The sequence below is a fragment of the Bacillota bacterium genome, from assembly GCA_023511835.1.
Taxonomy (GTDB): Bacteria; Bacillota; Sulfobacillia; order JAIMAT01; family JAIMAT01; genus JAIMAT01.
Map to the genome: position 1 here is coordinate 1 of JAIMAT010000005.1, position 17,153 is coordinate 17,153.

Consider the following 17,153-nt stretch of genomic DNA (forward strand, 5'->3'; position numbering starts at 1 on the left):
CCCTTCGCCTGCCGCCTCTCCCGCCCGGCCCGCCGCCGGTCCTCGACCGCCGGCCCCCGCGGCTCCCGTCCGCGGGGTAAAAAAAAAGACCCCGCCCCTCCAGGGGCGAGGTCTCACGTGCCTCGCGGTACCACCCTGCTTTGCGCCGCACCCGGCCCCCCTCCGCTCCGGGCCCGCGCTGGGCGCCGGCCGGCAGGGCAGGATCCGAGGCGATCGCCTCGCTCCGGTATCGGCCCGTCGTGTCGGGCCGGCACGCCCTAGGCGCCGCTTCCGCCCCGCCCGGGACGGGGAGGCGCACTTCGGGCGCGCTGCTCGGGACCGAGGGACCCGCGCGGCCGGAACCGGTTCGCAGCTGCCCCGGCTCTCTGTCTCCGGCTCGCCCGCGGGCGCTGTCCCTCATCGCGCCATTCGGACTCCGGTTGTGGGAGGAGCGGCCCGGCCGGCAGCCCGGCCGGTTGTTGGCAGCGATCCTACCGGCGCTTCGACCGAAAGTCAACACCCCCTTCCGCCCTCCGGGACGACAGGCGGCGTTGACGGAGGCGAACTCGCCCTTTTTCGCCGCAAGGATCGTTCGCACTTGTGAAGAGGCGAACGCCTGCCCTCCGGCCGACGGGGGGAGGCGGCCGGGACGCCAGCGGCAGGAGTCCGCCGGGCGGCACCGTAATACCTGGAGCGATCTCCGCGTCACCGACCCTCTCTCGCGCTCGTCCCCCTTGCGAGCTCGCGCGACGCGGAGAGGAGGCTGGCGGGTGCCAGCAGAGACGCTCTTCGAGAAGCTCTGGCAGAGCCACGTGGTGCACGAGGAGCCGGGCGGCCAGGCGCTCCTCTACGTGGACCTCCACCTGGTCCACGAGGTCACCTCGCCCCAGGCCTTCGAGGGCCTCCGGCTGGCCGGGCGGCGGGTGCGGCGGCCGGACCTGACCGTGGCCACCGTCGACCACAACGTGCCCACCGAGCCCGGGCTCCTGACCCCCGAGCGGATCGCCGACCCGGTCTCGCGCCGCCAGGTGGAGGCGCTGGAGGCCAACTGCCGCGAGTTCGGGGTGCCGCTCTTCGGCCTCCAGAGCGCCGAGCGCGGCATCGTCCACGTGCTCGGGCCGGAGCTGGGCCTCACCCAGCCGGGCAAGCTGATCGTCTGCGGCGACAGCCACACCGCCACCCACGGCGCCTTCGGGGCGCTGGCCTTCGGCATCGGCACCAGCGAGGTGGAGCACGTGCTGGCCACGCAGACGCTCTGGCAGCGGCGTCCCGCCACCATGGAGGTCCGCTTCGAGGGCCGGCTGGGGCCCGGGGTGACGGCCAAGGACCTGATCCTCGCCTTCATCGGCCGCTACGGCCCGCGGGTGGGCCAGGGGTACGCCATCGAGTTCACCGGCCCCGTGGTGGAGCGGATGGGCATGGAGGAGCGGATGACGCTCTGCAACATGGCCATCGAGGCGGGAGCGCGGGTCGGCCTGGTGGCGCCCGACGAGACCACCTTCGCCTACCTGCGGGGCCGCCGCTTCGCCCCCCGGGGTGAGGACTGGGAGGCGGCGCTGGCCGCCTGGCGGCGGCTGCGCAGCGACCCCGGGGCCGCCTACGACCGGCGCCTGGTGCTGGACGCCTCCCAGGTGGCGCCGCAGGTGACCTGGGGGACGCACCCCGGCATGACGGTGGCGGTGACGGACCGGGTGCCGGATCCCGCCCGCATCGAGGAGCCGGTGGAGCGGGCGGCCGCCGAGCGGGCGCTGGCCTACATGGGGCTGGAGCCGGGCACGCCCGTCGAGTCCATCCGGGTCGACCGGGTTTTCATCGGCTCCTGCACCAACGCCCGCCTCGAGGACCTGCGCGCCGCGGCGGAGGTGGTCCGCGGGCGGCGCGTGGCGCCCGGGGTGCGCGCCATGGTGGTGCCGGGCTCGGAGGGCGTCCGCCGCCAGGCCGAGGCGGAGGGGCTGGACCGCCTCTTCCTGGAGGCGGGCTTCGAGTGGCGGGCCTCAGGCTGCTCGCTCTGCCTGGGCATGAACCCGGACGTCCTGGCTCCCGGAGAGCGCTGCGCCTCCACTTCCAACCGGAACTTCGAGGGGCGGCAGGGGCGCGGCGGCCGCACCCACCTGGTCAGCCCGGCCATGGCCGCCGCGGCCGCCATCGCCGGCCACTTCGTCGACGTGCGGCGCTGGCTGGAGCCGGCGGCGGGCGAGCGGGCGGCGGCGCCGGCGGGGGAGGTGGGCGCCTGATGGAGCGCTTCGTCCGTCACACCGGCCTGGTGGCGCCGCTGGACCGGCCCAACGTGGACACCGACGCCATCATCCCCAAGCAGTTCCTGAAGCGGATCGAGCGGACGGGCTACGGGCCCTTCCTCTTCCACGACTGGCGCTACCGCCCCGACGGCTCGCCCGACCCGGAGTTCGTCCTCAACCGGCCGGGCTACCGGGAGGCGACCATCCTGCTGGCGCGGGAGAACTTCGGCTGCGGCTCCAGCCGCGAGCACGCGCCCTGGGCGCTCCAGCAGTACGGCTTCCGGGCCATCGTGGCGCCCAGCTTCGCCGACATCTTCGAGGCCAACTGCCTCCAGAACGGCCTCCTTCCGGTCCGGCTGGAGCCGGAGGCGGTGGAGGAGCTCTTCCGGCGCGCGGCCGAGCCCGGCTACCGGCTGACGGTCGACCTGGAGCGGGAGCAGGTCCGCGACGGGGCGGGCTTCCTCGCCGCCTTCCGCATCGACCCGGAGCGGCGCCGCCGCCTGCTGGAGGGGCTGGACGACATCGGCGTGACGCTGGCCCACGAGGCGGCCATCGCCGCCTTCGAGGCGCGGCGCCCCGCCTGGAGCGAGATCGACTGGCCGGCCGGCGAGGGCTGAGCCGGGGGGAGGGGACGGCATGGCGACGAGCGAGAGGACGGCGGCGATGCGGGCGCGCAGCTCCCGGCTCCTGGACGGCCGCGACCGGGCGGCGGCGCGGGCGATGCTGAAGGCCATCGGCTTCGGCGACGAGGAGCTGCGCCGGCCGGTGGTGGGGGTGGCCAACACCTGGATCGAGACCATGCCCTGCAACTTCCACCTCCGCCGCCTGGCGGAGCACGTCAAGCGGGGCATCCGGGCGGCGGGCGGCACGCCCATGGAGTTCAACACGGTGGCCATCAGCGACGGCGTCACCATGGGCACCGAGGGCATGAAGACCTCGCTGGTCAGCCGCGAGGTGATCGCCGACTCCATCGAGCTGGTGGCGCTGGGCCACATGTTCGACGCCCTGGTGGTCCTGGTGGGCTGCGACAAGACCATCCCGGGCGGGGCCATGGCGCTGATCCGCGCCGACGTGCCGGGCCTCGTGCTCTACGGGGGCTCTATCGCGCCGGGGCGCTTCCGCGGCCGCGACGTCACCGTGCAGGACGTCTTCGAGGCCATCGGCGCGCACGCGGCGGGCCGGATCACGGACGAGGACCTGAAGGAGCTGGAGGACGCGGCCTGCCCGGGCCCCGGCGCCTGCGGCGGGCAGTACACGGCCAACACCATGGCCATGGCGCTGGAGTTCCTGGGGCTCTCCCCCTTCGGCTCGGCCGGCGTGGCCGCGGCCGACCCCTTCAAGGACCGCGTGGCGGAGGAAGTGGGGCGCCAGGTGATGGAGGTGCTGGCGCGCGGCATCCGGCCGCGCGACGTGCTGACGCGCGGCTCCTTCCTCAACGCCGTCGCCGCGGTGGCGGCCACGGGCGGCTCGACCAACGCCGTCCTCCACCTGCTGGCGCTGGCCCACGAGGCCGGGGTGGAGCTCTCCATCGACGACTTCGACGCCGTCAGCCGGAAGACACCCATCGTGGCCAGCCTGCGGCCCGGCGGCGAGTTCACCGCCGTCGACCTGGCGCGGGCGGGCGGCACCTCGCTCCTGGCCAAGGAGCTGATCGAGGCGGGGCTGGTGGACGGCGCCCAGCGCTCCATGACCGGCGCCACGCTGGCGGAGCAGGTGGCGGGGGCCGAGCCGGCGCCGGGCCAGCGGGTGCTGCGGCCGGTCCACGACCCCTTCAGCTCCAGCGGCGGCCTCGCCATCCTGCACGGCAACCTGGCGCCGGAGGGGGCGGTGGTCAAGATCGCCGGCCACGAGCGGCCCTACCACCGCGGTCCCGCACGGGTCTTCGACTCCGAGGAGGAAGCGATGCAGGCGGTCACCGGCGGCGCCCTCCGTCCCGGCGACGTGGTGGTCATCCGCTACGAGGGGCCGGCGGGAGGCCCGGGGATGCGCGAGATGCTGGGCGTGACCGCGGCCATCGTCGGCGCCGGCCTGGGCGAGAGCGTGGCGCTGGTCACCGACGGCCGCTTCTCGGGGGCCACCCACGGCCTGATGGTGGGCCACGTGGCACCGGAGGCGGCGCGCGGCGGCCCCCTGGCGCTCTTGCGCGAGGGCGACACGGTGGTCATCGACGTGGAGGCCCGGCGCCTGGACGTGGAGTTGGACGAGGCCGAGCTGGCCGCGCGTCGCCAGAGCTGGAACCCGCCCGCGCCGCGCTACACCTCCGGCGTCATGGCCAAGTACGCCGCGCTGGTGGGCTCCGCCGCCCAGGGCGCGGTCACCCGCCTGCCCGGCGGGCCGGGCGCTGCGGGCCGGCCGGCGGCGCGCTGAGCTTCCGCCGGGGAGGGCGGCGGAGACCGCATCCGGGAGCGGGCCGGCCCGGCGGCAGGCGGCCGGCCGCACGGCGCGCGGCTCCGGCTTCGGAGCGGCGCCCGGGTGCGGGCTCTTGCGGCTGGGAGGGCCGCGGCGTAGCCTGATAGGGAAATCGCGATAAGGTGATGGGATTGCGGACGCCCTCCTCGACCGTGGCCTTGGTCTTCCGCGCTCTCGGCGACGATACCCGCCTCCAGATCCTCTCCCTCCTGCGCGAGCGTTAACTCTGCGTCTGCGAGTTCGTCGAGCTCTTCGGCATCAGCCAGCCCGCCGTCAGCGAACACTTGCGCCGCCTCCGGGAGGCCGGCCTGGTGACCGCCGAGCGGCGCGGCGTCTGGGTCTTCTACGCCCTGCGCCGGCCGCTGCCCGCCTACGTCGACGAGGCGCTGCGCGCGGTGCGGCTTCCTGCGGAGCTGCAGGCCCGCTTCGCGGCCATGAGAGCCGTGGGCTCCTGCCGTCCGGAGCGCGGGGGGGGCGCGGCGGGGAGGGCCGGCATCCGGCAGGCCGGTCTGGGTCGCCTCGCCGCCCGGGAGCCCCGGGCGGACGGACGGGCATGAGCCGCCCGGAAAGGACTCCCCTCTTCAGCGCGGAGCCGTCTCACCCCGCGGCCCGGTGCCCCCTGCTCCCCGGCGCCTGCCGGCGGCTGCTCACGTGCCGGCCCCCCGCGCCGTGGCGGGCCTGCGCGCAGACGGCCCGGGCCGCCGGGCGGGAGGAGCCTCCGCTCCCCGCCGGCGGGCGCACAGGGGAGGGCTCCGCTCTCCCGGTGCCCCGGCTGTCCGAAGCGATCCCCCTCTGCCCGGCGAGCGGTTCCACCCGAAGCTTCCGAACCTCACGACGGAAGACGCGATCCTGGGGGGTGCCCTTTCCAAGATGCAGAGTCTCCTGGCCGTGGCCCTCTTCGTCGTCGTCCTCGTCCTCGTCATCTGGCAGCCCCGAGGCCTCTCCATCGGCTGGCCGGCGGCGGTCGGCGGCGCCCTGGCCGTGCTGCTGGGCATCGTGACCCCGGCCGAGGTGGGCCAGGTCGTCGGCATCGTCTGGGACGCCACGCTGGCCTTCGTCGCCGTCATCCTGATCTCGCTGGTGCTGGACGCTGTCGGCTTCTTCGAGTGGGCCGCCCTGCACATGGTCCGCCGCGCCGGCGGCAGCGGCGCCCGCCTCTTCGTCTACAGCATCATCCTCGGCGCCCTCGTGGCGGCCCTCTTCGCCAATGACGGCGCGGCGCTCATCCTGACGCCCATCGTCTACGAGCAGGTGAAGGCCCTCCGCCTCTCCTCCGCGGCCATCCTGGCTTTCGTCATGGCAGGCGGCTTCGTCGCCGACAGCACCTCCCTGCCGCTCGTCGTCAGCAACCTCGTCAACATCGTTTCGGCCGACTTTTTCCACATCGGGTTCGTCGGCTACTCCGCGCGCATGCTCCCCGTCGACCTGGCGGCGCTGGCGGCGAGCCTGCTGGCGCTCTACCTGTACTTCCGCCGCGACCTGCCAGAGCGCCTGGAGACGGCGGGGTTGAAGACGCCGGAGGAAGCCATCCGCGACCGGCGCCTCTTCCGCTTCTCCTGGCTGGTGCTCGCGCTTCTCCTGGCCGGCTATCTGGCCAGCCAGGCCCTGCACATCCCGGTCTCGGTGGTGGCCGGCGCGGCCGCGCTCCTCCTCCTCCTCGTCCTGGCCGCACGCAGCCCTGCCGTCGACGTGCGCCGTCTCGTCCTCGAGGCGCCCTGGAAGATCGTGGTCTTCTCCATCGGCATGTACGTGGTCGTCTTTGGCCTGCGGAACGCCGGGCTCATCGCCATTCTCGCCCGCTCGCTGGCCTGGGCGGCCCGCCACGGCCTGGCGGTGGCCGTCTTCTACACGGGCTATCTGGCCGCCGGGCTCTCTTCGGTCATGAACAACATGCCGACGGTGATGGTGGACGCGCTCGCCATCCACGCCAGTGGCCTCCACGGGGTGGCCCGCCTGGGCGCGGCCCTGGCCAACGTGGTCGGCAGCGACCTGGGCCCGAAGATCACGCCCATCGGCTCCCTGGCCACCCTTCTCTGGCTGCACGTGCTCGAGCGCCGGGGCGTGAAGATCGGCTGGGGGTACTACTTTCGGGTCGGCGTCACGCTGACGCTCCCCGTCCTCGCGGTCACCCTGGCCGCGTTGCTGGCCGTCCTCGCCCTCCAGGGCTGAGCCTGCCCGGGCGGGGGAACCGCGCAGGCGCCGGCTCGGGAGCGGCGCGAGCGGCGGCCCGAGCTCTACACCGGGCGCGCGCGGCGCCGACATGGGAAGGGGGGCGCCGCGCCGGCGAAGAAGCCGGTGCGGACCGGCGGTCGCGGCGCCCGCGACGACGGGCGCGGGCCGGCGGCGGAGGCGACGACGAGGTGGTGACGGGGATGGAGGCAGCCGAGCCGATCCGTCCCGTGGAGTGGACCGAAGAAGGGCTGGTCATCGTCGACCAGACGCTCCTTCCCGGCGAGCTGCGCAGGCGCTGGCTGCGCAGCGTGGAGGAGGTGTACGCGGCCATCCGCCGGCTCGAGGTGCGGGGAGCGCCGGCCATCGGCATCGCCGCCGCCTTCGGCGTGGTGCTAGGCGTCGACGAGGCCGCGCGCGGGGGGCGGGCCGGCACGGGAGGCGGCGCGGCGGGCGGGCCCGAGCGGGAGCGCTTCCTGCGCGCCGTGGAGGCGGCGGCCGACCGGCTGGCCAAGGCGCGCCCGACGGCCGTCAACCTCTTCTGGGCGCTGGGGCGCATGCGGCGCCGCGCGCATCGGGCCGTGCTGGGGGGCGACGACCGCCGCGACGGCCGCGGAGGCTGGGCCGCCTGGCGGCAGGCGCTGCTGGAGGAGGCGCTGGCCATCCTGGAAGAGGACCGGGCGCTCTGCCTTGCCATCGGCGAGCACGGGGCCGGGCTCCTGGAGGAGCTGGGGGCCGACGCCGTCCTGACGCACTGCAACGCCGGCAGCCTGGCCACGGCCCAGTACGGCACGGCGCTGGCGCCCGTCTACGTGCTGGCCGCCCGCGGCCGCCGGCTGCGGGTCTACGTCGACGAGAGCCGGCCGCTTCTCCAGGGCGCGCGGCTGACGGCCTGGGAGCTGGAGCGCGCCGGCCTGCCGGTCACGCTGATCGCCGACTCGGCGGCGGCCACGGTGCTGGCGCGGGGCTGGGTGCAGGCGGTGCTGGTGGGCGCCGACCGGGTGGCCGCCAACGGCGACGTAGCCAACAAGGTGGGCACCTACCCGCTGGCCGTGCTGGCCCGTCGCCACGGGGTGCCTTTCTTCGTCGCCCTGCCCTCGTCCACCGTCGACCTGGAGACGGAGACGGGCGAGGGCATCCCCATCGAGGAGCGGGGGCCCGAGGAGGTGCGCACCTGCGCCGGCCAGCCGGTGGCGCCCGCCGGGGTGGAGGTCTTCAACCCGGCCTTCGACGTCACGCCCCACGAGCTGGTGACCGCCTTCATCACCGAGCGGGGCGTCATCCGCCCGCCCTTCGCGGAGGGGCTGCGCGGCCTGGCCGGCGGGGCGGCGGCCGGCCGGCTTCACCCCTCCTGAGGGGGCGCCGTCCAGAGCGCGGGCTCCTCGGCCAGGACCTCCCGCTCCAGCTCCCACATGCGCCGGTAGAGGCCGCCCCGGGCGAGGAGCGCGCCGTGCGGGCCGCGCTCCACCACGCGCCCGTGGTGGAGGACGAGGATCTCGTCCATGGCCTCCAGCCCCGCCAGGCGATGGCTGACCAGGAGGAGGCTCTGCCCCTCCAGGGCGGCCAGCAGCCCCTTCAGCAGGCGGCGTTCGGTGAGCGCGTCGAGTCCGGCCGTCGGCTCGTCCAGGAGGAGGATGGGGGCCGGGCGGAGGAGCACCCGCGCCAGGGCCAGCCGCCGGCGCTCGCCGCCGGAGAGGCGGAGGCCGGCCTCGCCCACCGGGGTGGCCAGCCCGTCCGGCAGGCGGTCGAGCCAGTCGCCCAGCCCGGCCAGGCGGAGCGCGGCGCGCATCTCGGCCTCGCCGGCGGCCGGGTCGCCCAGGCGCAGGTTCTCCGCCAGACTGGCGTGGAAGAGGTGGCTCTCCTGGGCGAGGACGCTGTAGAAGGTGCGCAGCTCGCCCGGGTCCAGCGTGCGGATCTCCCGGCCGTCCAGGAGGATGCTCCCCGCCTCCGGTTCACGGAAGCGGACCAGGAGATCGAGGAGCGTGCTCTTGCCCGAGCCGCTGGCACCCACCAGCGCCAGTCGCGCCCCCGGCTCGAGCACCAGGTCGATCCCGTCCAGGGCGGGGCGTACGGTGCCGGGGTAGGTGTAGCGAAGGCCGCGCACCTCCAGCCGCACCGGCGGCCGGGCCTGCGGCCGCCGGCCGCCGGCGGCGGACGGCGAGGCCGGCGGCACCGGCGGCGGCACCCGCTCCAGCTCCTCGAGTCGCTCCGTCGCCTCCACGCTCTCGCCCAGGCCGGCCAGGGCCGCGGGGAGCGGGGCCACCGCCTCGAAGGCGGCCAGGGCGGCCAGCGCCGCGGCCACCGCCTCGGGGGCGGGGAGGCGGCCCTGACGGACCAGCGGCACGGCCAGGAGGAGGACGGCCAGCAGCGCGAGGTTCTGGAAGAGGCCCAGGAGCGCGCCGGTGGCCGCCTCCGCCCGCCGCACCCGCCGCTGGAGCGCGAGCAGGCGGTCGCCGGCCGCGTCCAGACGGCGGCTCCAGGAGGCTTCCTGGGAGAAGGCGAGCAGCTCGGCCATGCCGCGGACGGTGTCGACGGCCAGGTTGGCCAGGCGGCCGCGGGCGGCGGGCAGGGCGGCGGCGGCGCGGCCGGCCGCCCGCTGGGCGAGGAGCGGCAGGCCTGCGCCGGCCAGGAGATAGGCCAGCGTGAAGGCCGCGGCCAGGGCGAGGCCGCGCGGGGCCAGGACGGCCCAGCCCAGGAGCAGGGTGAGGAGCGCCACCCCCGGCGGGTAGAGGCCGCGCAGGAAGAGGTTCTCGAGTGTCTCCACGTCCCGGACCAGGCGGCTGAGCAGGTCACCCTGCCGCCGGCCCGCCAGGCCGGCCGGCGAGAGCGGCTCCACGGCGCGGTAGAAGGCGACGCGCAGGCGGGCGAGCAGGCGGAAGGTGGCGTCGTGCGTCACCAGCCGCTCCAGGTAGCGGAAGGCGCCGCGCGCGATACCGAAGAAACGGACGCCGACGATGGGCACCCAGAGGAGCAGGATGGTGGAGGGACGGAGCGCCGCGGCGGCGATCAGGTAGCCGGAGAGCGCCAGGAGGCCGAGGCTCGAGCCGACGGTCAGGAGACCCAGCAGGAGGCCGAGCCCCATGCGCGCCCGGAGCGGCGCGAGCCAGGCGAGCCAGCGTCGCCACGCGCGCCTCACGGCCGGCCCTCCCCGGCGGCGGCCGCGGCCGCGGGCCCGGCGTAGGCGCGCGCCAGGCGCGCGTAGAGGCCGCCGCGAGCCAGCAGCTGCTCGTGCGAGCCCTCTTCCGCCAGCCGGCCGTCCTCCAGGACGAGGATCCGGTCGACCCGCCGGACGGTGGTCAGCCGGTGGGCCACCACCAGGGCGCCGCGGCGGGCCAGCAGGCGGGCCAGCGCCTCCGCCACGGCCGCCTCGCTCTCCGGGTCAAGGTGGGCGGTGGGTTCGTCCATCACCAGCCAGGGCGCGTCGCGCAGCCAGGCGCGCGCGATGGCCAGCCGCTGCCGCTCGCCTCCGGAGAGGCCGGCCCCGTCCTCGCCCAGCCGCGTCTGGAGCCCCTCGGGCAGGGCGCGTACGAACGCCTCCGCCCCGGCCGCGCGCAGCGCCGCCCAGAGCTCCGCCTCGCTGGCGTCCGGGCGGGCGAGGCGCAGGTTCTCCGCCACGCTGGCGGCGAAGAGATACGGCCTCTGGGGCAGGAGGGCGACCTGCGCCCGCCAGGCGGCCAGGCCCACCTCCTCCAGCCGGCGTCCGCCGATGCGGACCGCCCCCGCCTGCGGCCTGAGGAAGCCCATCCAGAGCGCCAGCACCGTGCTCTTCCCGGCCCCCGTCGGCCCCACCAGCGCCACCCGCTCCCCCGGCCGCACGAGAAAGTCCAGCTCCTCCACCGCCGGCCTCTCCCTGCCCGGGTAGGTGTAGGTGACGCGCTCGAAGCGGACTTCGCGCCGCGGCCGGCCCGCGCGCGCCGCCGGCGCCTCCGCGGGGGTGGCTTCCTCCCGGGCCGTGCCGGCGGCCTCCGGCCAGGCCGCGGGCTCATCCAGCAGCTCGAAGATGCGCCGGCCGGCCGCCGCGCCGCCGGCGGCGGCATGGAACTGGGCGCCCAGCGTGCGCAGCGGCTGGTAGACCTCGGGGGCGAGGAGGAGGGCGAAGAAGGCCTCGCGGAAAGGCAGGTGCCCGTCCAGCAGGCGGAGCGCCAGCGCCACCGCCACCACCGCCGTGCTCAGCGAGGCCAGCAGCTCCAGCGCCAGCGCCGAGAGGAAGGCGACGCGCAGCGTCTCCATGGTGGCGCTCCGCAGCCGCTCGCTGCTCCGGGCCAGCGTCTCCGCCTCGCGCCGCTCCAGGCCGAAGAGCTTGAGCGTGGGCAGCCCCTGGAGCACGTCCAGAAAGTGCGCGCTCAGGCGCGAGAGCTCCCCCCAGCGACGGCGGGCGGCGGCCGCCGCCTGCCCGCCGATCAGCCACAGAAAGAAGGGGAGGAGCGGCAGGGTGACCAGGAAGATCACCGCCGAGAGCCAGTCGCGGGGGAAGACAAAGGCGACCAGCAGGAGCGGCACCAGCGCCGCCAGCGCCAGCTGCGGCAGGTAGCGGCCCAGGTAGCTCTCCAGCTGCTCGACGCCCTCCAGGAGCGTGTTGGCCAGCTCGCCCCCGCGCTCGCCCGTCGTCGCCGCCGGCCCCAGCGCCAGCAGGTGGCGGGAGAGCCGCCCGCGCAGCTCCCGCTCGACGCGTGCGGCCAGCTCGAAGGCGGCCAGCTCGCCTCCCCAGGCCAGGAGCGCCCGGGCGGCCATCACCGCCGCCAGCGCCAGCGCCGGCCGCGCCAGGGCCGCCAGGCCGGCGCCCCCCAGGAGGAGCCGATCGACGACGCCCGAGAAGAGCCAGGCCTGGGCGACGGCCAGGAGCGCGGTCAGTCCGCCCAGGAGCACCACCAGCGCCAGCAGGTGGCGGACCGGGCGGACCCGCGCCAAGAGCCTCCGGTCCATTCCCACGGCCATCCCCGTCCCGACGCCGAGGCCGGCCCGTGGGCCGGCCTCGGCCTCGCTCCTATTCTCCGTCATGCGGCTAGTAGGTCAGCCTCTCGCGCACGTCCACGCGCCGCCGGAAGACCCAGTAGCTCCACGCCTGGTAGGCCAGCACGAAGGGGACCAGCGTCAGGGCGACGATGGTCATCACCCGCAGCGTGTAAGGGCTGGAGGAGGCGTTGTAGACGGTCAGGCTCCAGGCGGGGTTGAGGCTGGAGATCATCACGTGCGGGTAGAGGCCGAGAAAGATCGCGGCCACGCTGGCGATGATGGCCAAGCCGTTGAACACGAAGGCCCAACCGGCGCGTTCGCGGCCGAGAGCGGCACGGACGGCCAGGAGCGCCGCCAGGCCGGCCAGCAGGAGGAGACCCGGCACCGGCCCCGGCCTCTGGAAAAGGCCGCTGGCGAAGTAGCTGTAGACGGCGAAGAGCGCCGCCGCCAGCGTGGCCAGGGCGCCCGACCAGAGGGCGGCCGCGCCGGCGCGCCGCCGGATCTCGCCCTCCGTCTTGAGCAGGAGAAAGAGCGCCCCGTGCAGCGTGAAGAGCAGCAGAGTGAAGAGGCCGCCCAGCAGGCCGTACGGGTTGAGGAGCGTCAGGAGGTTGCCGGTGTAGTTCATCTGCGCGTCGATGGGCAGGCCGCGAAGCAGGTTGGCCAGCGCCACCCCCCAGAGGAGGGCGGGCAGCAGGCTGCCGGCGAAGATGGCCCAGTCCCAGGCGTTCCGCCAGCGCGGGCTCTCGTCGCGGCTGCGGTACTCGAAGCCGACGCCGCGCAGGATCAGGGCCAGCAGCATCAGCACCAAAGCCAGGTAGAAGCCGCTGAAGAGCGTGGCGTACCAGTTGGGGAAGGCGGCGAACATGGCGCCGCCGGCCGTCAGCAACCAGACCTCGTTGCCGTCCCAGTGGGGTCCCACCGTGTTGAGCAGCACGCGCCGCTCGCGGTCCGAGCGCCCCAGCCAGGGAAGGAGGATGCCGACGCCGTAGTCGAAGCCCTCCAGGAAGAAGTAGCCCACGAAGAGGATCGCGATCAGCGCGAACCAGAGCGTGTTCAGGTCCATGCGCATCCCCCCCTCAGAGCCCCAGCGTCGACTCGACGCCCACTTCGGGGACTTCCTCGCTCTCGCGGCCCTCCAGGCCCAGGCGCACGTACTTGAGCGTCAGGTGCAGGTCGGCCGCGGCCATCAGGCTGTAGAGCAGCGTGAAGAGGGCGAGGCTGAGGCCGACGTCCAGCGCGCTGACGGTGGGCGAGACGGCGTCCGCCGTCTTCAGCAACCCCGTCACCACCCAGGGCTGCCGGCCGATCTCGGTCATCAGCCAGCCGGTGGCGTTGGCCACGTAGGGGAGCGCGATCGCCCAGACCAGGAGGCGCAGGTAGCGCTCCCGCGCCGCCAGGTCGCGCCCCCGCCAGAGCAGGACCGCCCCGTAGAGGCCGAGGAGCAGCATCAGCGTGCCGGCCAGCACCATCAGCCGGAAGCTCCAGAAGGTGACGCCCACGGGCGGCACGTAGTCGCCCGGACCGTAGCGCGCCACCGCCTGGGCCTGCAGCTGCTCGATGCCGGGCACGCTGCCGGAGAGGCGACCGTACGCCAGCAGGCTGAGGGCGTAGGGGATCTGGATCTCGAGGTAGTTCCGCTGGTTGGCGCTGTCCGGGATGGCCACCAGCGTCCAGGGCGCCGGGCTCGGGCTGGTCTGCCAGAGCGCTTCGGAGGCGGCCATCTTCATGGGCTGGGCGCTGACCAGGTGGACCGCCTGGGCATGGCCCATCACCACCACCAGCAGGCTGAAGACGGCGGCGAAGAGGACCCCCAGCCGCAGCGAGCGGGCGAAGAGGTCGGGGTGGTGGCGGCGCAGGATCTGGTAGGCGCTGATGCCCGCCATGAAGAAGCCGGCCGTGGCGTAGGCGCCGAAGACGGTGTGCGGGAACTCCACCCAGAGCTGCGGGTTGCCCAGCAGCGCCAGGAAGTCGGTCATCTCCGCGCGGCCGCCGCGCAGCGCGTACCCCACCGGCTCCTGCATGAAGGAGTTGGCGGTCAGGATCCAGAAGGCGGAGATCAGCGTGCCCAGCGCCACCAGCCACATGGAGGCGGCGTGGAGCGACTTGGAGATCCGGTCCCAGCCGAAGATCCAGACGCCCAGAAAGGTGGACTCCAGGAAGAAGGCGAGCAGCGCCTCCACCGCCAGCGGCGCGCCGAAGACGTCGCCGACGAAGCGCGAGTAGCTCGACCAGTTCATCCCGAACTGGAACTCCTGCAGGATCCCCGTGACCACGCCCAGCGCGAAGTTGACCAGGAAGAGCCGGCCGAAGAATTCGGCCAGCCTCCGGTACGCCTCGTCGCCGCGCCGCACGTAGATCGTCTCCAGGACGGCGATGAGCAGGCTGAGGCCGATGGTCACCGGCACGAAGAAGAAGTGGAAGACGGTCGTGACGCCGAACTGCCACCGCGCCAGCAACAGGTTGAGAGCCATGTCCCGCCCTCCTTGCGGGGGAGCGCATCCCGTAGCGAGATGGCGGCGCGGCACTAAAAATGGTTTGATCTGAATAAATAGCCCCGCCGCTAGCTAAAGCGTACGGCCCCCCGGGAAGGGCCGGAATCACCCAAGCGGGGGATCCGCTAACTATTCGCCAGGAGGATCTCCTTTCGAAGGGGACCGGGCCAAGGGGGCGAGGTGGCCGGCCAGGCCGCCACCCGGTTGGCCCGGGCGGCGGCCGGCCGGCGGAGCGACTCTCAGCGGCGGTGGACGGAAGTCTGCACGGGTACCGGGTTGCGCAGGCACCAGGTGGCCGGGCAGCGCTCCTCGGCCAGCCTCAGGAGCCGCTCCAGCTCCTCCTGCGGCGCGTCGCTCTCCACCTCCACCTCCCAGCGCAGCGCCTCGATGACCGGCGCGTCACCCAGCCCGAAGAAGCGCGCGAAGTTGACGTCGGCGGTGGAGCGGACGTGGAGGGCGCCGAGCGTGACACCCTCCAGGGCGGCCACCAACCCGAAGGTGGAGGCGAAGCAGGCCATCGCCCCGTACATGCAGTACTGGACGGCGCTGGGCGCCAGGCCGCTGCCGCCCATGTGCGGCGGGAAGTCGGCGCGGAGCGTCACCTGCCCGGCCTTGGGCGTGGCCAGCGTGGCGGCGAACTGCGGCTCCCCCGCCTCGAAGTTCCAGTCGCCCTCGAGGACGACGCTCTGGCGCGTGGAGCCTCCGGCGGACGCCTGCTGGATGGTGGCGCGCAGGGCGTCGACGTCCACGTTCTGGAACACCGCGACCCCTCCTGTCCGCGCCGGCCACCCCGGCGCCGCCCCGGGGCGGTCGGGGCGACCGGCGTTATTCAACGATGTTATTGAATATAGCAGAAGAGAACGTGGGACAGGGGCGTGAGAGCGTGGAGGGACGCGTGCGGCCGGCGGGCGGCGCCCGCCGACCCGGCCGCGGCGCCGCGGCAGCCGAGGAGCTGGCGCTGGCGGAGGTGGCGCGTTTCGCGCGGGCGCTCGCCCATCCCCAGCGGCTCCGCCTTCTCGGGCTGCTGGCCCAGGGGGCGAGGACGGTGGAAGCGCTGGCAGGGGCGGCCGGCCTCAGCGTGGCCAACGCCTCCGCGCACCTGGGCGTCCTCCGCCGCGCGGGCCTGGTCCGCGCCTCCCGGCGCGGCACGTACGTCGAGTACCGGCTCGACGGCGACGACATCCTTAATCTGTGGCTCGGCCTCCAGGAGGCGGCACGCCGCCGCTCGGAGCGCCTGGTACTGCTCGCGCGCGAGGCGGCTGGCGCCGGAAAGGCCGGCTGGGGGCCGCCGCTGGAGCCGGGCGAACTGGCCGGCCGGCTCCGGCAGGTGCTGCTCTTCGACCTGCGGCCGGCCGCGGAGTACGCCGCAGGCCACCTGCCCGGGGCCCGTCCGTTGCCGGCGGAGGAGCTGGCCGAGGGCGGCGACGCGCTGGAAAGGCTGGCGGGGGAGCGGGGCGCGACGGAGGCGGTCGCCTACTGCCGGGGGCCGTATTGCTTCCTGGGGCGGAGCCTCCTGCCCCATCTCGCGCGCCACTTCCCGCGCGTCCGGCTGCTGGCGGGAGGGTTCGCGCGCTGGAGGGCCGAAGGCTACCCTGTCGAGGGAGGGGCGGGCGGCACCTGAGCTCTGCGGGCGCCGCCCGTCCCGCGGAGGGGGGAACGGCGCGGTGTGGGACCTGGAGGCCGTGCGCAGGGAGCTGCCCGCGGTGCAGCGGTACGTCTACCTCAACACCGGCACGGCCGGCCCGCTGCCGCGCCGGGCGGCGGCGGCGCTGGAGGAGGCGCTGGCCCGGGAGCTCGAGGAGGGCCGGGCCTGGCCGGACCTCTGGCCCGAGGCGGAGCGGCGGCGCGAGCTCCTGCGCCAGCGGGTGGCCTCGCTCATCGGCGCCCGGCCCGACGAGGTCGCGCTCACCCACCATACCAGCGAGGGTCTGAACATCGTCCTCTGGGGGATCGACTGGCGCCCCGGCGACGAGGTGGTGACCACCGACGCCGAGCACGAGGGCGGCCTCGTCCCGCTCTACCTGCTCCACCGCCGGCGGGGCGTGGGTCTCCGCTTCGCGCACCTCGGCGACGGCTCGGAGGAAGCCGCCCTGGAGGCCGTCCGCCGCGCGCTGACACCCTCCACCCGGCTCCTTCTCCTCTCCCACGTCAGCTACTCCACCGGCGCCCGCCTGCCGCTGGCCGAGATGGCCGCCCTGGCCCGGGAGCGGGGCGTGCAGGTGCTGGTCGACGGCGCGCAGTCGGTCGGCGCGCTGCCCGTCGACGTGGCCGCCCTGGGCGTCGACTACTACGCCCTCCCCGGTCAGAAGTGGCTCCTGGGACCCGAGGGGACGGGGGCGCTCTACGTCCGCGCCGACCGCCTGGAGGAGCTCCAGCCTACCTTCGCCGCCTGGGCCAGCGCCCGCCACGGCTCCGTCGACCCGCGGGCTCCCGGCTTCGAGCCGGCGCCAGGCGCACGCCGCTTCGAGGTGGGCACCGTCTTCGACCCCGGCCTCGAGGCCTGGCGCGCCTCGCTGGAGTGGCTGGACTCCCTGGGCTGGCCGGCCGTCTTCGAGCGCGTCGGACGCCTGGCCCGGTACGCGCGGGAGCGGTTGGGCGGGCTCCCCGGGCTGCGGGTGACGACGCCGGGGAACGCGGCCGGCCTCCTCCACTTCCGCCTGGAGGGCCGCGAGCCGGCCGGCGTGGTGGCGGAGCTGCGCCGCTCGGGCTTCATGCTGCGCGCGACGCCGCATCCCGAGCAGCTGCGCATCTCCACCGCCTTTTTCAACACCGAGGAGGAGATCGACCGGCTCGCCCGCGCGCTGGAAGAGCTGCCGCCCTCCGCCTGAGAAGGTTCTCGCCGCCGCGCCCTCCGGACTCCTCCTGAGGCTGTAGGGCCGGGGTCGGGCAGACTTCCTTCCGCAGGCCGAAGCCA

At 74.9% G+C, this 17,153-nt stretch carries 12 protein-coding genes and 1 pseudogene; 8 read left to right on the forward strand and 5 right to left on the reverse strand.

The genetic code is table 11. The features are described from left to right. The first annotated feature begins 749 nt into the window (after nucleotides 1-749). The 6 genes and pseudogenes from leuC to mtnA all read left to right on the forward strand — a co-directional run bounded on the left by leuC (nucleotide 750) and on the right by mtnA (nucleotide 8,149). Complete coding sequence (gene leuC, locus K6U79_01810; GenBank protein ID MCL6521098.1) at nucleotides 750-2,213, forward strand: 3-isopropylmalate dehydratase large subunit; 1,464 nt, start codon at nucleotides 750-752, stop codon at nucleotides 2,211-2,213. Continuing rightward, entirely contained in the window at nucleotides 2,213-2,833 is a 621-nt protein-coding gene (leuD, locus tag K6U79_01815) for a 3-isopropylmalate dehydratase small subunit (GenBank protein MCL6521099.1), read from the forward strand. The genes leuC and leuD overlap by 1 nt, the downstream gene beginning before the upstream one ends. 19 nt (nucleotides 2,834-2,852) lie before the next feature. Then, nucleotides 2,853-4,583 (forward strand): dihydroxy-acid dehydratase, encoded by a 1,731-nt coding sequence (gene ilvD, locus K6U79_01820; GenBank protein ID MCL6521100.1) that lies wholly within the window; start codon nucleotides 2,853-2,855, stop codon nucleotides 4,581-4,583. A gap of 167 nt (nucleotides 4,584-4,750) precedes the next feature. Continuing rightward, nucleotides 4,751-5,182, forward strand: a pseudogene (locus K6U79_01825) (metalloregulator ArsR/SmtB family transcription factor). A gap of 313 nt (nucleotides 5,183-5,495) precedes the next feature. After that, nucleotides 5,496-6,794: an arsenic transporter gene (locus K6U79_01830; protein MCL6521101.1), complete on the forward strand. Its 1,299-nt coding sequence runs from the start codon at nucleotides 5,496-5,498 to the stop codon at nucleotides 6,792-6,794. 203 nt (nucleotides 6,795-6,997) lie between these two features. After that, nucleotides 6,998-8,149 (forward strand): S-methyl-5-thioribose-1-phosphate isomerase, encoded by a 1,152-nt coding sequence (mtnA, locus tag K6U79_01835; GenBank protein ID MCL6521102.1) that lies wholly within the window; start codon nucleotides 6,998-7,000, stop codon nucleotides 8,147-8,149. Here mtnA and cydC read toward each other — a convergent pair. The 5 genes from cydC to K6U79_01860 form a co-directional block, all read right to left on the reverse strand. After that, nucleotides 8,137-9,930: a thiol reductant ABC exporter subunit CydC gene (gene cydC, locus K6U79_01840; protein MCL6521103.1), complete on the reverse strand. Its 1,794-nt coding sequence runs from the start codon at nucleotides 9,928-9,930 to the stop codon at nucleotides 8,137-8,139. The two genes, mtnA and cydC, sit on opposite strands and share 13 nt — an antisense overlap. After that, on the reverse strand, nucleotides 9,927-11,717 hold the full coding sequence (gene cydD / locus K6U79_01845; GenBank protein MCL6521104.1) for a thiol reductant ABC exporter subunit CydD: 1,791 nt from the start codon (nucleotides 11,715-11,717) through the stop codon (nucleotides 9,927-9,929). Before cydD ends, cydC begins: the two co-directional genes overlap by 4 nt. Nucleotides 11,718-11,796: 79 nt before the next feature. After that, a complete protein-coding gene (cydB, locus tag K6U79_01850) occupies nucleotides 11,797-12,810 on the reverse strand; it encodes a cytochrome d ubiquinol oxidase subunit II (protein ID MCL6521105.1) in 1,014 nt (337 codons plus the stop codon). 13 nt (nucleotides 12,811-12,823) lie between these two features. Then, nucleotides 12,824-14,218 (reverse strand): cytochrome ubiquinol oxidase subunit I, encoded by a 1,395-nt coding sequence (locus K6U79_01855; protein ID MCL6521106.1) that lies wholly within the window; start codon nucleotides 14,216-14,218, stop codon nucleotides 12,824-12,826. A gap of 260 nt (nucleotides 14,219-14,478) precedes the next feature. After that, entirely contained in the window at nucleotides 14,479-15,000 is a 522-nt protein-coding gene (locus K6U79_01860) for an OsmC family protein (protein ID MCL6521107.1), read from the reverse strand. A 122-nt stretch (nucleotides 15,001-15,122) separates the two neighbouring features. On the opposite strand from K6U79_01860, the gene K6U79_01865 reads away from it, so the two are divergent. Beyond that, nucleotides 15,123-15,860 (forward strand): metalloregulator ArsR/SmtB family transcription factor, encoded by a 738-nt coding sequence (locus K6U79_01865; protein ID MCL6521108.1) that lies wholly within the window; start codon nucleotides 15,123-15,125, stop codon nucleotides 15,858-15,860. A 43-nt stretch (nucleotides 15,861-15,903) separates the two neighbouring features. Continuing rightward, a complete protein-coding gene (locus K6U79_01870; protein ID MCL6521109.1) occupies nucleotides 15,904-17,067 on the forward strand; it encodes an aminotransferase class V-fold PLP-dependent enzyme in 1,164 nt (387 codons plus the stop codon). Nucleotides 17,068-17,153: the final 86 nt, after the last annotated feature.